Genomic DNA, 14,431 nt, shown 5'->3' on the forward strand with positions numbered 1-14,431 from the left:
CAGGCACAGGCGGCGCGGGCGAAAGACTCGAACAAGACGGCTGCCGAAGTACTGGCGCATCTCGCCGATGAACTCTTCCAGCGCCCCTATCTGCAACTCGGTGGCAACGAAACCGTCGGCATGGGCTGGTGCAAGGTGACGATTCAGCGGGCGGAGGGTTGAGCGATGGCTAAAAGCTACGACGCACAACGGCGTAAAAAAGAACGCGAGGCGGCAGAACAACAGGCAAAACGCGCGGAGCAGACGACAGCGGCGGTTGTTGTCGCGGAGACGACAGCGGCGCCGATCACGCCTAAGCCATCCGTCACCCCAACTGATCGGGGGGCGGGCGTCTCGCCCGCCAGCGGGCAGGCTACCCGCCTCCCGCAGGGCAACCCGCAACAGGAACGCGCTAGATTTGCGTTGGAGCGGATTCGCGCGCTGGCGGAAAAATGGCAAGACGATCAGAAAAAGCAAAAGGAATTCAACAGCCACGCCAGCACCATGCCGTTCATGATCCGCGCCAACGGCTTAGGCCAGACGGCGGCGTTCTACCGGCGCAAGGGCGAGGGACACCTCTATTTCCAGCTCTACAAACTGCTCGGCGACTGGCTCGCCAAACCTGAACAGCCGTTTAAAGGTCGGCCTGACCTGCTCACCGCCATCACCCAATCCGATCAGGACGCCTATCTCGCCGCGCAAATCGAGTCGCTGCTGTTTCTCGACTGGGTGAAAAAACTCGCCAGCGCCTTCCTGGCCCGCGAGGAGGAGGAAGCCCCTCTCCCCAGCGGGGAGAGGCCTGGCCTGAGCGGAGCCGAAGGGGGTTGGGGTGAGGGGAGAAACGCCCCATGATCCTGCCGCTCTATCACGACCACCAAGCCCCGCCCGCCCTGCCCGACGGTGGCCATCGCGGACTCTGGTACGACCGCTTTTTCGATCGCTACGACGATCGGGATCAATGGAAAATCCCCGATGAAGGCAAGGCAGGCTGGGTCAAGGACAACGCCAAACCCACCGGCGACCGCGATCAGCTCGATCAGGCCGCCCAGCGACACCTGGCGCTGATAACAGCGCTCGGCGGACGCGGCGCGGTGTTTCAAACCGACTGGCATTTCGCCACCGGCTTGGGGCTCCCGCATCCGGTCGAAAACGGTCTGGCCTGGCATTCCACGCTCGGCGTGCCTTATCTCGCGGGCAGCGGGGTCAAGGGATTGGTGCGGGCCTGGGTCGAGATCTGGGACGAGTCGCTGGGCGATCCCCGAAGCGAGCAACGCCAGCAACGGCTAGACACCTGGTTCGGTACTCTCAAGCAGGCCGGCGGTTTCCTGTTCTTCGACGCTCTGCCCATCGAACCCGTCAATCTCGTCGCCGATGTCATGACTCCGCACCTGGGTAAATGGTACGAACAGGGCGGCGAGATCGCGGACTGGCGACGCGAACCGGATAAAATCCCCGCCGACTGGCACGCCCCGGTGCCGGTCCCCTTTCTGGTCGCCAAGAAGCCCAAGCTGCTCTTTGGCATCGCCCCGCGTAACAAAGAATTCGCCGCTGAACTCGATGCCGTCTTCGCCGCCCTGAAACAGGCGCTGGAGTGGTTGGGCGCCGGCGCCAAAACTGCGGTGGGCTATGGCGTCATGGCCGAGAAGCCCAAGGACACCGAAGACTTACAACAGATCGCCGCGGCGACGGAACAACGCCAGCGCGAAGCGGCCCGAATCCAGCAACAACACGTCGCGCGCCAAACGGAACTGGAAGACATGGATCCCTTCGAGCGCATGCTGGCCGAAACGCTCGGCGGTCGCGCGGACAAGGGGCAGACCGACATCGTCTACCTCATCGGCCTGTTGAAAAGCGGCCACTGGCAGGGCGAAGATAAACAGCGCGTCGCCCAGTGGCTGGAGCGCCGCATGAAAGACGCGAAAGGCCAGTGGAAACCGCAATCGCAGGCCAAGAAGCCTGAGAAGGATCGCGAGCATCAGAACACCCTGCTCGTGATGAGTTGGCTCAAGGACTGACCGGAAGCGGCGAGCATGACCACCTATTTCATCTCCCGCCACCCCGGCGCCTGCGCCTGGGCGGACGAGGAAGGCATCTCCGTCGATCGGATCATCGACCATCTCGACCCCGCCATCATCACGCCCGGCGATACCCTGATCGGCTCGCTGCCGGTCAACCTGGTGGCCGAGGTCTGCGCGCGCGGCGGACGTTATCTGCACCTGTCGCTCGACCTGCCGGCGGCGCTGCGGGGGCGGGAACTCACCGCCGAGCAGATGCGCGCGTGCGGAGCGCGGATCGAGCGCTATCGGGTCCAGCGCATCAGGATAAGCGACCCCTAATGCACCGGCAAAAACAGCTTCAGCGGCGCATCGAGAAAGGCCACCGCGCCATAGCGGACATAAAACCCCGCCGCTTGCGCGTCGAGCGCGTCCACGAACAGACCCACGGCACCGGCCTGTTCGCGGACGGCTCGAACGCGTTCCATGGCATCCATCAACAACAGTTCGCCCAGCCGCTTGCCCTGCTGGTGGCGAGCGACTGCCAGACGCCCGAGACGCACACCGGGGATGATGCGTGGCAGTTTTTTCGCCAAGGTCACCGGCAGGGCGCGGGGATCCACTTCGGTGAGTGTCAGGGCGTAGTAACCGAGAATGCTCGCGGGCGCCGCCTCTTGGACGGCAACAAAGGTCTTCGACAAGCCTTTGTCCTGATGCTGGCGGGCGACCTTCGCGAGCCAGTCGTTGAGTTCCGGACGCCCGCACTCGAAGCCCTGCCGATCATGGCTGCCAGTGAAAGCCTGAATCCGCATCGCGTTTCAATTCCTGGTAACGGGCCTGGGCGGCGGCGAGGGCGGGGTTCGGTGGGGGTGGGTTTTCCAACAGGTCGAGCAAACGCTCGGCGTCGCGCTGGGAGAGCCTCAGGGTCTGCTCGCGCGCGATGACCGCCTGCGCTTCCTTGAGTGCCGCCTGCACCAGAAATTGGTTGAGTGTGGCTCCGGTCAGTGCGGCGGCGCGGTGCAGGGTCCGAAAGACCTCGGGCGGCACGCGTGCCCCGATGCGTTCGAGCGGTTTAGAACTGGCCGTGGATGTCATGACGGGGCCTCTGGAGATCTGGATCCGATCAACATAGCAGTGTCGCCAAAATGGCGCCAATTTTTTCCCGGTTGGATTGACTCGCAAGCTTGCGAAAACAGACAAACCGCGCGTGTGAGCGTGAAATGACGAGCATGGATCGAACGCGGAAGAGGCTCCGAATGCAATCCACGACAGCCGCGCTCTATGAGGAAGATTTCTTTCTGTGGACACAGCAACAGGCGCAACACTTGCGGCAAGGGGCACTGCAACGCATCGACGCGATGAATCTGGCCGAGGAAATCGAGAGCATGGGCAAGCGCGACCGCCGCCTGATCAGTCATCAACTGGCAACTATCCTGCTGCATCTGCTCGAAGGTCAGCATCTGCCCGACTGGCAGGGAAAGACCTGGCGCTGCGCCCTCCACGATGCGCGTCAGGAACTGGGTTGGATCCTGACCGACAGCCCCAGTCTGTGCCACCAGTTGACCGCACTGGTCGACGCGACGTATCCGGGTGCGCGTCGGCGGGCGGCGGATGAAATGGGGCTGCCACTCGCAACCTTTCCTGCACACTGTCCATTTATGTTGGAGCAGATCCTCGACGAGGAGTGGCCGGCATAAGCAATTGCGCCGTGACTCTAAACGAAGCGGTTTCAGCCAATAGACACGAGGAGACGACAAAGATGTTGCAAGCCATGCGGGAGTTGGCGCTTTTGGAACTGAACCGACGGTGTGGGGAATCCTGCCTTGGCTTGGGCGACATCCGCGCCCGGCATGGCGGACAACTAACACCTCTGCTGGTGGAAGATTCGGAGAAAATTTCCCGTGTTTACCTGCTGCAATCCATGCTTGATAAGCCCGGCACAGTCAAAATGTGGGCGGAAGATGTAGATGCCGCTAAGGCGCGACGACTGCCTTTTGTGATGTCGAGAGTCGCTGCGATCGGCCCTGTCATGAAGCGCACCCTAACGAAGGGGACAACTGGGCCTACGCTCAACACTCAAGCACTGACAGAGAAGAGCTTTGCCGAACGTGGACGAGAACAAGCCGCATGGGGTGCTTATTTCAGGGCAATCCACGAAACCCTGTTTCGTAGTCAAGTTTTGATCTTTAGCGATAAATCCTACCTCATCGGGTCTGATCAATCCGATCCTCATGTGCTGGCTGCGGCCATTCGCTTGATTCCTGAAAAGGGAACGGTGTTTCTATGTGTCGTGGATCTCGCTGGGCGTTGGCCAGGCGATTGCGCTGAATATCATGCTTATTTGGCTCAAACCTTGGCTGACAAATACATAACCAGCGCAGCGCAAGCCCACAGTCCGGCGGACTGTCCCTTGTGCGGCGCAACCGGCGTCACCCTCTATCCCAATCTGCGCGGCACCGGGCTCAACTTCGCCAACATGGACCGGGCCGGTGCCTTTCCGAACCTGGATACCGGGCAAGCCTGGAAGGGGTATGGGTTGTGTCTGGATTGCGCCGACCTGCTGTATATCTTCAAAAATCATTTGCTGAGTCAACAGTTTGTCAGCGTCGTCGCGGGCGACAAGGCGTTGATGCTGCCCAGTCTGCTCGGCAACGAATCCGGTAAACGGCAGTTTCTGGAAGACTGGCGCAAGTATCTGAGGAGCCTTGAAAACGGCGGTGCCAAGATGGGGTCGCACGAGGGCGATTTACTGGAGTTCGTTCAGGATCGACCGGACGCGCAGGTGGTGGTGCATCTTCTATGGGCGACGTTCGGACAGGTGGTCGATGACGTGCGCGGCGTGGTGACGGACGTGTTGCCGTCGCGGTTGCGCGCACTGAGCAAGACCAATCGAGAGGCGAATGCCTGGCAACATCCGCTCGCGCCGCGTTATGCCATGCCGGAGGCGGATTTCGATCTGCCTCTGAATATGCTGCTGGCGCTCCTCAAACGTCCCGGCGGCAAACGCGCTGCCAAGGCCAATGAAAGCAGCCAGTTGTTCACGATCAAGCGGCAACTGGTGGAGGCGATCTATCACGGCGTACCGCTCGGCAAAGCCACGGCGGGACTGTGGCGCGAATTGCTGACGACGGCCCGCTGGCGTCTCGACGACATGGCGAATTCCGGCAATGTCGGTGGCTTACTGTATGAGGGATATAGCGAAAAGGGGAACAAACAAACCCGTTATTGGACGCTTGCCGGCTGGGTCAGGCATCTGGCGCGGCTGATCTATTATCTTGATTCAATTGGAGTCTTACCGATGGCCGCGACGACTGAACCGCTGAATTTCGAACCGGGTTTACCGGTGCTCAAGCCGTATTTTCAGACCGGTTCCGGTCTCGATACCCGCGAAAAGGCGTTCACCTTTTTGCTCGGCATTCTCTACGGAAAGGTGTTGCAAGTGCAGTCAGCGCGGGGCGTCAACGTGGCGTCAAACGCATTGACCTGGCTCAAGCGGCTCCATCTCGATGGGCGCGATCTACCTGATTTGTATTGCAAAATCCGCGAGAAACTCATGACCTACGAGGTTGAGGCCAGCGCCGATGTCCGCGCCATCGTGAAGGATCTGGGGCGGCTCGGCGGACAATCGCTCGGCGATGCGATTGGGCTTGACCAGACGGCGACCTGTTATTTCCTGCTGCTCGGTCAATCGGTCACGGTTGACGTGCTGCCTTCTAAAGCCAAGAACACCAAGGAGTAATCCGATGACCACATTGACGTCCCGCCGCGAAATCCTATTTCTGTACGACATCCGCATGGGCAACCCCAACGGCGACCCGGACGAAAACCGCCCGCGCAGCCTGCCGGACGGTCGCTTTTATGTCACCGACGTGCGCCTGAAACGCTTTGCCCGCGATTATTGGGCGGCGCAAGGCCAGGGCATTCTGGTCGGCAACATCGAGGGGCGCACTACTAATCTGACCGGGCGCGTGGCGCATCATCTGGAAAAGATCGGTAAAGCCAAGGCGGATGGCGAGGAACTGGTCAACATTCTGCTGGACAGCTTTATCGATGCGCGGTGTTTCGGCTCCTCGCTGGCCTTCAAGGGACAGAAGGAGGATGAGGCTCCCGAATCGCAGGATGAATTGCAACTGGAGCCAAAAGAAGCGAAAGCGAAGAAAAAGCCGACGGAGTGGAAGCCGAAACCCATTCCGAAAACCCTGACGGGCGCGGTGCAGTTCAACATGGGCGAGGTGTTGCACGAGGCCGAGGAAATCCAAATCCAGGGGACGTCGGTCTTCGGCAGCGACGAGGAAAAGGGTCAGGGTACCTTCACCAATTACGCCGCGCTGCGTTATGCCCTGATCGCGTTTCACGGCGTGGCGAACGAGCATTCCGCGAAAAAATCGCGCCTGAGCGATGCCGATTACAACGCGCTGCTGCTGGCGCTCTGGAACGGGGTGCGCTCGGCGGGCAACACCCGCACCAAGATCGGTCAGGTGCCGCGTCTCCTGGTGTCGGTCGACTATCGGCCCGGCGAAGAATTTCAATTCGGCAACCTGATGGATTACGTCAAATTGCAGCCCGCCGCCGGCAAGCCCGAACGCGCCTGGGCATCGCCTGATGACTATCGTGTCGATCTGTCGCGGTTATTGGAGCGGCTCGCCGGTCAACATGCGCGGATTGCACAGGTGCGTTATGAAGTCTCGCCCGATCTGATCTGTGCCGCCGCACTGCCGAATGACTGGCTGGCGCTTGGTTTCGACCAACCGGCGTGAGCGAGAGTATGGACATCCTCAGCGTTCGCTGGTCAGCGAAATACGGTCACTTTCTCCGCGCCGAGGCAAACGTCAACGCCCTGACTTATCCCGCGCCGCCGCGCACGACGGTGCTGGGATTACTGGCCGCAATTCTGGGGCTGGAGAAGGATGCGTTGGCGACGGATTTAGCGGAAGTACGGGTTGCCGTCAGTGGCGCGGTGCCCGCCCGGTTCTGGCATCGGGTCAAGTTGCGCAAAGACCCACCGACGGCGCTGCCTCTGGAAATCAAGCGCAATCAACGCGGCAGCGAGAATCCCGCGCCAGAAAAAGCGGCGCTGCATCGTCAGGAATGGCTGCTGCAACCAGAGTACCGGCTGCACATCGCCTGGCCGGAACAACCGGCGCGGTTCGCCGAACTCGTGGCGCGCATCGAACAGCGGCGCTGGCATTTCACGCCCTGCATGGGCCTGTCGGAACTGTTATCGGAGGTCGAATTTCTCGGCTGTCAACCGGCAACGCCACTCCCGTTCGGGCGGTATCCGGTGCAGGGGCTATGTCCGGCGGATCGGGCGCAACTGGTGGCGGAAGAGACATTGGGGGTGCATCTCTTGCGGCTGCCGCGTCAGGTCAACGCCAACCGCGTGTTCAGCCATGCGCCCTATTTTCTCGAACATCGCGGTCAACCGTTCACGGTCGAAACGGATTGCGCATGGCAAAGCAATGATTGGAGAGGCTTATTTTTATGAGTGATACGCCGCTGCTGTCGCATTATCAACCGACGCTCCAGTTGAGTCAGCACCTCGCGCAGGTGCGCGCGGCAGCGGAGTTTCTGTTTGCAGGACATTCGCCATCCGTCCGCGACCGTCGTCCGGAAACCGCCGCCGTGCTGGATACGCTGATTCGCGGGCACGATCTCGGCAAGGGGAGCCCGGCATTTCAGGAGTACATCCGCGATCCGGTCAAGTATCGCGGCGACGCACATGCCAAGGAGCACTCGGCGCTGTCGGCGGCGCTGGCGTTGTTATGGGCGAAACATCAGGACTGGGATGCGCTCACGGCATTGGCCCTGACGCAGGCGATCGCCGGTCATCACGCCGGTTTTGCAACCTTGGATTATCTGGAAAACCGGCTACGACTGGATGAAGGCGATTCATTGCTGGCGCAATGGGCGGCGCTTAACCACGCGGCGTTGGAACAGGCCAGCGGTTTGCCGCTCTCCGGGATTGCCGGCGACTTCGAGGAGGCGCGGCGCTGGCTGTTTCGCCGTCAGCGCGTTGCCGAACGCCTGCATGCCTTGCCCGTTGCCGAGGCGATGCGTTTCCGGCTCTGGACGCAATTCCTGTTTTCGCTGTTGCTGGAAGCGGACAAGGCATGTCTGGCGCTGCGCGAGGAGGATGTCAGGCGCTATTTCCAGCCATCGCGCCCGTCGCTAACACCCGCCTGTGTCGACGAACGTCTGGCGGGGCTGCCGGACACCCCGCTGAACGCCTTACGCAAGCAACTCCGCGTTCAGCTTGCCGCCGAAGCAAACGCGGATCACCCCTGCTGCACCCTGACCCTGCCGACCGGGACCGGCAAGACGCTCCTCGCCGCGAGTTGGGCGCTCACCCAGCGCGACAGGCTGGCGCAATCGGGTCCGCCGCCACGCATCGTCATTGCGCTGCCATTTCTCTCCATTGTCGATCAAACCGAGCAGGAATATCGCCGTCTGCTTGGACTCGATCCAGACAGCACCGCGCAATCCGAGCGCCTGCTGGCCAGTCATTCGCTCTCGCACCGTGAATACGAACTGGAAGGCGCAACGCTTGGCGCCGCCTATACCCGCTTTTATCTGGAAACCTGGCGCTCCGAGGTGATCGTCACGACCTTCGATCAACTGCTGCTGGCGCTGCTGTCGCCGCGTACCAAGCATCAGATGCGCGGTCATGTCCTGATGGATGCCGTGATCGTGCTGGACGAGGTGCAAACACTGCCGTGCCGACTCTGGGATCTGGTGGATCGCACGCTGCGGGCGCTCACCGAAGAGGGCAACAGTCGCATTCTGCTGATGTCGGCGACCCAACCGGCACTCCTGACCGGCGCGCGCGAACTGGCGGGAGATACCGCGCGGGTCGCCAGCATCTTCAGCCACTTCAAGCGGTATCGTCTGATCTTCCTGCATCGTCAACCCCAGGACATCGACCGCTTCATCGCCGAATTGCGGCCACGTTTGCAGCACTGGCAGGCCGCCGGTCGGCAGGTGCTGATCACGCTCAACACCCGCGCGAGCGCCAGGGCGATCTGGCGGGCGGTGACGGAATCGCTGCCTGACACGGTTCCCGTCTGGCTCATCAGTGCCGATGTCACGCCGCGCGATCGGTTGGTCAAAATTTCCGCGATCAAGGAACTCAACCGAGCTATCGACAAGGGCAAGCCCTGTGTCGTCGTGTCAACGCAAACCATTGAGGCCGGCGTCGATATCGACATGGACATCGTGATCCGCGATTTCGCGCCGTTGGACGCCCTGATTCAGGTCGCGGGGCGTTGCAACCGGAATAACGGGCTGGGCGAATACGGCGGCAGCGTCGAAATCGTGTCGCTGGTCACGCCCAAAGGCAAGGACTACGCCGGCATGATCTATGACCCGGTGTTGCTGGATATCGCCCGCGAGGTGCTGGCCGGACAGCCGGAGTCGCTCGGCGAGGAAGCTGTGCTGGCGCTGGGTCAAGGCTACTTCGATCTGATCAAAACCCGCAAGAACACCGGCGCGGACTTAACCAATGCCTTTGCCCGTTGGGAAGAGATACCGGATGTGCAAACCCTGTTGCGCGGCAAGGTCAAGCAAGAGAGTTTTCTGGTCATGAACGAGGAAGAAGGCGGGCTACGCCGCGATCTGGAAGCCGCGCTTACGGTCAAGGATCGCTGGGACCGACGCGAAGCCCTGCGCCAACTGGCCGCCGCGCTCCAGCAGCGCACCGTGACCGTCTACGCCCGCCAGGGTTTTCATCCCGAAGATTACGCCGAACCGATCGGGCCATTCTGGCTGCTCAAGCCCGGTTACTACCATCCCGACAGCGGGCTTGATTTACGACTCGACGAGGAAGACCCCGCCACATGCATCCTCTAGCCCAAATCCCCCTCGCCCAGGTCGAACTGCACTGGGACCGCGATCTCTCCGGCGGGGGCGAAACGCGCACCCGGCAGTTACGCGGGGCGCTGGCCACGGCCTTTCGTGACGATGATCTCTTTCATCAGCATGATCCGGCGACCGGCAAGGTACTGTATCGCTATCCGCAGATTCAGTACCGCTGGCGCGACGGGCGGGGTTTGATTCTCGGCTGGGGCGACGCCGCGAGCCGGTTGCTCGGCCTGCCCTGGCTGGATCTCGCGCTGCGGCTTGGCGAGGACACGGTCGCCGTGACCGATGCCGCCCTGACTCTGACGCACGGTCAATTCGCCATTGGCGACCGCCTCGCGTATTACCGGATACAGACGCCGGTGCTGCTGTTCAACCAGGACAACTATCGACGCTATCGCACCCTCGCCGAGCGCGAACGGCGCGACGAACGCGACCGCCTGCTCGTTGCCAATCTGCTGATCGCGCTGCGCGGACTGGATGTCGCCTTTACCCAACGGCTGTACGCCAGCCTGATCCAGCTTGACCGCCAGACCTGTCATTACAAGGGCGAATCGCTGTTTGGACTGAGCGGCGTCATGGTCGCCAACGCCATTCTGCCTGCGGGTTTTGCCTTCGGTCATGCGGTCAGTCACGGCTATGGCGAGCTGGTGGCGATCTGATGCGCCCCCCGACCCATCTCCCCAGCAGGGAGGGTTTGGGGCGAGCGGCGAAAGAAGCAATCTGTGAACTCTCAACAGGAGCATCCATCCAATGGCACTGAATCCGCAATCGCGTTATGAATTTGAAGATTGGCTAACCGACGAGCGCGAACGCCTGGAAGAACGCACCGAATACGTCGCCGGCGAGGTCTTCGCCATGACTGGCGCGACTGAGCCGCATAATCTGATCGTGACGAACATCGTCGCCAGCCTGCATGGACAGATGAAAGGCCGCCCCTGCCGCGTCTATGCCAACGATCTGAAAGTCCGCATCGCGACGGCGGATGCCTGCTGTTATCCCGATGTGCTGGTGATCTGCGATGCGCCTGACTTTCACGATCAGCGCCGCGATGTCGTGCGCAATCCCATTCTGATTGTGGAGGTGTTATCCAAATCGACTGAAGCCTATGATCGCGGCGATAAATTCGCGCTCTATCGACATCTGCCGAGTCTCTGCGCCTATCTGCTGGTCGCCCAGCACCGACCGCAAGCGGAACTCTATACCCGCGAGCCGGATGGTCGCTGGATCATGAGCGACCATCATGGACTCGATGCGCAAATCGACATCGCCGCCATCGACGGCACTTTGCGCCTTGCCGACATCTACGACAAAGTTCAATAGCGGCAAAATCGTTCAAAGGGAGCGGTCTCGCGACAGGAAGCCGGCTGATCGGTGTTCCAGTTCTTTAACAATTCAATGTCAAAAAAAGCCCCCTCCCCAGCGGGGAGGGGTTGGGGTGAGGGGAGAAACGCAGATCACGGGACGACCGCAATCAAATCACCGACAGGAGCACGCATGGACCTGATTCTAACCACCTTCGGCACCTATCTTCACCGGCAGGGCGAGATGTTCCTGATCAAGGTGAAAGAACAAAAACAAGAAGTTTCCTCGCGCAAGGTGCGCTCGATCCTCATCACCACTGGCGCCAGTCTCTCGACCGACGCCATTCAACTGGCGATCGAAAAAAACATCGATATCGTCTTTCTCGATCAGGTCGGGCACCCCTACGGACGTGTCTGGCACGGTCGACCCGGCTCGACCACCGCGATTCGTCGCGAACAGTTGCGCCTGGCGGATACGGAAAAAGGTTTGCGTCTCGCGTTGGGCTGGTTGCTGCGAAAATTCGACAACCAGATCGACTTTTTGCGCGAAGCGCGCCAGCGCCGGACCCGTCTGTCCGCGTCCCTGACCGAAAAGAGCGATGCCCTCATCGCTCTGCGCACGTCGCTCGAAGCGGTCGCCGGCGACCTGGACGAGGTGCGAGGAACGATCATGGGCTACGAGGGCCGGGCGGGACGGACCTACTGGGAAGCCGTCAATCTACTGCTCCCCGACAATTTCCAGTTCGCCGCGCGTTCGCGCAATCCCGCCAAGGACGAATTTAATTGCCTGTTGAATTATGCCTATGGCGTCCTCTATAGCACGGTCGAACGCGCTTGCATCCTCGCCGGGCTCGATCCTTACGTCGGTTTTGTGCATACCGACCATTATCAGAAGAAATCGCTCGTCTTCGACCTGATCGAGTGTTACCGCATCTGGGCCGATGAAACGGTCGTGGGACTGTTTGCCGCCCGCAAAGTCAAGCCGGACATGTTCGACCCATTACAAAACGGCCTCATCCTCAATAAACCCGGTAAAGCCGTCTTGATGGAACGCTTTGGCGAGTATCTCGACGAAAGCATTCGCTACCGCAATCGCAACATCAAACGGCGCGAGACCGTGCAACTGGATTGTCACCGCCTGGCCAACGAATGGATTGGGAGACCGACCGATGAAGACGACTGAGACGCTGGTGTGGATCATCTATGACATCGTCGAAGACAAACCGCGCACCAAAATCGCCAAGCGGTGCAAGGAAGCCGGCCTCTACCGCGTGCAGAAATCGGTTTTTCTGGGAACCCTCGAACGCAACCGGCTGGATGAATTGCGACTGCAAATCGAGGAACTCGCCGATGCAGAGGTCGATTCGGTCTATCTCTTCCCGATGTGCGAGGGCGATTTCAAAAAAGTCATTCTTCTCGGACAAGCCTTTGACAAAAAACTGGTCACCGATGAAGTGCGAGCGTTATTCCTATGAACAAGCTCCAAGCCATCATCCTGTTGTTCTGCGCCGTCACGACGGCGAACGCCGGATGGAGTGACTCGCAAGGTCGCTATCATCGCGACCGAGAAGACAGCCGCGGATCGAGAAACCGCGATATTCGACTCTATCAAACCATTCCCGGAACCACGGTCGAGTCGAAAGTGCGACCATCCTATATTTTGCGCGATGGCCGCTTGTACCATCCCATCGAGGGTACCAACATCCCGAGCTTGGGGCGCCCGGTCAAGCCGACAGCGCCAAGTCAAAACCAACCAGCAATGAAGAACGGCGACGTTGGACGTTGAATGATCTCCACCGTCACAGCGTTTGCGGCCATCGATCGGAAACCGCAACAACGCCCGCCCTCCCAACCCTGAGCACCGTCGAAGAGGGCGGGGTTTCTCACGAGGAATACGATGGCCGAACCCACCGGCAATTGGTCGCTGGACACCGAGCGCACCCCGATGATCACGCCATCGGAGGTGCTGGAGCATGTGTATTGTCCACGCTTCACCTGGTTCATGAACGTCCAGAATATCCCGCAGCATGAAGAAACGCGCTTCAAGGTCCAGAAGGGCCGCGAGGTGCATCGGCGGCGGGCCACGGAAAACCGCGACTATCTGCGTCGCAAGATCGGCGCGGTCAAGCGTGAAATCGAAGTCTATCTGGCATCGCCCGCCTTGCGATTACGCGGTATCGTGGATGAAATCCTATGGCTGAAAGATGGCAGCCTAGCGCCCCTCGACTACAAATATACCGAATCGCGGGAAACCGTCTTCAAAACGCACGAAACGCAGATCATCCTCTACGCCATGCTGATTCAGGAGGTCTATCGACAGCCGGTGACGCGCGGCTACCTGGCCTATATCCGGGATGGCAGTCAGCTCCTCGAAGTCGCCGTCACCGAAGCTGCCATGGCCCGAACGCGCTCGTTAATCGGGCAGATCTTCGATATTATCCAGACCGGACGTTTGCCGGCACGGACCTCCTCGCGCCTCCGGTGCGAGGACTGTTGCTACAAAAATATTTGCGTCTAGCGTCGAGCCTGCGATAACAAATTGATTCTCATCGTTAAAACTCGACTTTTTCGATGTAAAACAGGGCCAAAAAAGGTTCTTTCGCGTGAAAAAAAGGGGGAACATGCCTAAAAAAGACTCCGCTAAATTCTTCTATCTCTTTGATTTAGAGGGATTTATGGGTAAAATGCAGTCGCAACACCCAATCCAATACAACAAGGATTGAAACCCGCAAGGATCGGCGACAGACCAATCAAGACGATCCCGTCGCAACACCCAATCCAATACAACAAGGATTGAAACGGGACACCTGGAAGACAGACCCATTCCGCAACATCGAGTCGCAACACCCAATCCAATACAACAAGGATTGAAACAGGAAGGCATGGGCAACCTCGAAACCCTCGCCGTCGGTCGCAACACCCAATCCAATACAACAAGGATTGAAACCTGGCATCCGGGAACGGAACGAACAGCATCGCCGCGGTCGCAACACCCAATCCAATACAACAAGGATTGAAACGCAAGGATCTCGGCCTCGATCTGTTCATCGGAAATGTCGCAACACCCAATCCAATACAACAAGGATTGAAACGCGCTAGTCTTGGCGCTAGTCTTGGGCGTGGTCATCTTGTCGCAACACCCAATCCAATACAACAAGGATTGAAACGTTTCCCTGCCAATGTTGGCCGAGGGTGATGTGGGGGGTCGCAACACCCAATCCAATACAACAAGGATTGAAACAGCCTAGTGCTAAGACGGGACATTATGTCATTCCAGGTCGCAACACCCAATCCAATACA

Annotated in this window: 15 protein-coding genes and 1 CRISPR repeat array; of the genes, 13 read left to right on the forward strand and 2 right to left on the reverse strand. The window is 59.9% G+C overall.

The window, feature by feature from the left end; genetic code table 11:
• Positions 1-165 precede the first annotated feature (165 nt).
• The 3 genes from cmr5 to csx16 are packed head-to-tail and all read left to right on the forward strand — an operon-like array spanning position 166 to position 2,315.
• A complete protein-coding gene (gene cmr5 / locus QZY07_RS08995; RefSeq protein ID WP_295401716.1) occupies positions 166-831 on the forward strand; it encodes a type III-B CRISPR module-associated protein Cmr5 in 666 nt (221 codons plus the stop codon).
• Positions 828-1,994: a type III-B CRISPR module RAMP protein Cmr6 gene (gene cmr6, locus QZY07_RS09000; protein WP_295401717.1), complete on the forward strand. Its 1,167-nt coding sequence runs from the start codon at positions 828-830 to the stop codon at positions 1,992-1,994. The genes cmr5 and cmr6 overlap by 4 nt, the downstream gene beginning before the upstream one ends.
• A gap of 15 nt (positions 1,995-2,009) precedes the next feature.
• Entirely contained in the window at positions 2,010-2,315 is a 306-nt protein-coding gene (gene csx16 / locus QZY07_RS09005) for a CRISPR-associated protein Csx16 (protein WP_295401718.1), read from the forward strand.
• Here csx16 and QZY07_RS09010 read toward each other — a convergent pair.
• Positions 2,312-2,785: an N-acetyltransferase gene (locus QZY07_RS09010; protein WP_295401720.1), complete on the reverse strand. Its 474-nt coding sequence runs from the start codon at positions 2,783-2,785 to the stop codon at positions 2,312-2,314. The genes csx16 and QZY07_RS09010 overlap by 4 nt on opposite strands.
• The gene (locus QZY07_RS09015; RefSeq protein WP_295401722.1) at positions 2,754-3,068 is read right to left on the reverse strand and encodes a DUF1778 domain-containing protein; all 315 of its coding nucleotides are present in this window, start codon (positions 3,066-3,068) and stop codon (positions 2,754-2,756) included. The genes QZY07_RS09010 and QZY07_RS09015 overlap by 32 nt, the downstream gene beginning before the upstream one ends.
• A 161-nt stretch (positions 3,069-3,229) precedes the next feature.
• Between QZY07_RS09015 and QZY07_RS09020 the strand changes: the two genes are divergently transcribed.
• From QZY07_RS09020 to cas4, 10 genes are all read left to right on the forward strand, one after another.
• Complete coding sequence (locus QZY07_RS09020) at positions 3,230-3,670, forward strand: DUF29 domain-containing protein (protein ID WP_295401724.1); 441 nt, start codon at positions 3,230-3,232, stop codon at positions 3,668-3,670.
• Positions 3,671-3,732: 62 nt separating this feature from the next.
• Positions 3,733-5,712, forward strand: a complete 1,980-nt coding sequence (locus QZY07_RS09025; RefSeq protein WP_295401726.1) for a TM1802 family CRISPR-associated protein — start codon at positions 3,733-3,735, stop codon at positions 5,710-5,712.
• Positions 5,713-5,716: 4 nt separating this feature from the next.
• Positions 5,717-6,730 (forward strand): type I-B CRISPR-associated protein Cas7/Csh2, encoded by a 1,014-nt coding sequence (cas7b, locus tag QZY07_RS09030; protein WP_295401728.1) that lies wholly within the window; start codon positions 5,717-5,719, stop codon positions 6,728-6,730.
• Positions 6,727-7,458 carry a CRISPR-associated protein Cas5 gene (gene cas5 / locus QZY07_RS09035; RefSeq protein ID WP_295401730.1) on the forward strand — a complete coding sequence of 244 codons (732 nt, stop codon included), beginning with the start codon at positions 6,727-6,729 and terminating at the stop codon, positions 7,456-7,458. Before cas7b ends, cas5 begins: the two co-directional genes overlap by 4 nt.
• Complete coding sequence (cas3, locus tag QZY07_RS09040; RefSeq protein WP_295401732.1) at positions 7,455-9,818, forward strand: CRISPR-associated helicase Cas3'; 2,364 nt, start codon at positions 7,455-7,457, stop codon at positions 9,816-9,818. The genes cas5 and cas3 overlap by 4 nt, the downstream gene beginning before the upstream one ends.
• Positions 9,806-10,489 (forward strand): CRISPR-associated endonuclease Cas6, encoded by a 684-nt coding sequence (locus QZY07_RS09045; RefSeq protein WP_295401734.1) that lies wholly within the window; start codon positions 9,806-9,808, stop codon positions 10,487-10,489. Before cas3 ends, QZY07_RS09045 begins: the two co-directional genes overlap by 13 nt.
• Positions 10,490-10,580: 91 nt before the next feature.
• On the forward strand, positions 10,581-11,150 hold the full coding sequence (locus tag QZY07_RS09050) for a Uma2 family endonuclease (RefSeq protein WP_295401736.1): 570 nt from the start codon (positions 10,581-10,583) through the stop codon (positions 11,148-11,150).
• A gap of 174 nt (positions 11,151-11,324) precedes the next feature.
• Positions 11,325-12,314: a CRISPR-associated endonuclease Cas1 gene (gene cas1 / locus QZY07_RS09055; RefSeq protein ID WP_295401738.1), complete on the forward strand. Its 990-nt coding sequence runs from the start codon at positions 11,325-11,327 to the stop codon at positions 12,312-12,314.
• Positions 12,301-12,606, forward strand: a complete 306-nt coding sequence (cas2, locus tag QZY07_RS09060) for a CRISPR-associated endonuclease Cas2 (protein WP_014780681.1) — start codon at positions 12,301-12,303, stop codon at positions 12,604-12,606. The genes cas1 and cas2 overlap by 14 nt, the downstream gene beginning before the upstream one ends.
• A 422-nt stretch (positions 12,607-13,028) precedes the next feature.
• Positions 13,029-13,649 (forward strand): CRISPR-associated protein Cas4, encoded by a 621-nt coding sequence (gene cas4, locus QZY07_RS09065; RefSeq protein WP_295401742.1) that lies wholly within the window; start codon positions 13,029-13,031, stop codon positions 13,647-13,649.
• Between the two features lie 171 nt (positions 13,650-13,820).
• Positions 13,821-14,372: a CRISPR direct-repeat array (repeat unit 37 nt; unit sequence GTCGCAACACCCAATCCAATACAACAAGGATTGAAAC).
• The last annotated feature ends 59 nt before the right edge of the window (positions 14,373-14,431 follow it).

Origin of the sequence: uncultured Thiocystis sp. (assembly GCF_903866365.1) — a bacterium.
In the GTDB taxonomy this organism is placed as follows: Bacteria; Pseudomonadota; Gammaproteobacteria; order Chromatiales; family Chromatiaceae; genus Chromatium.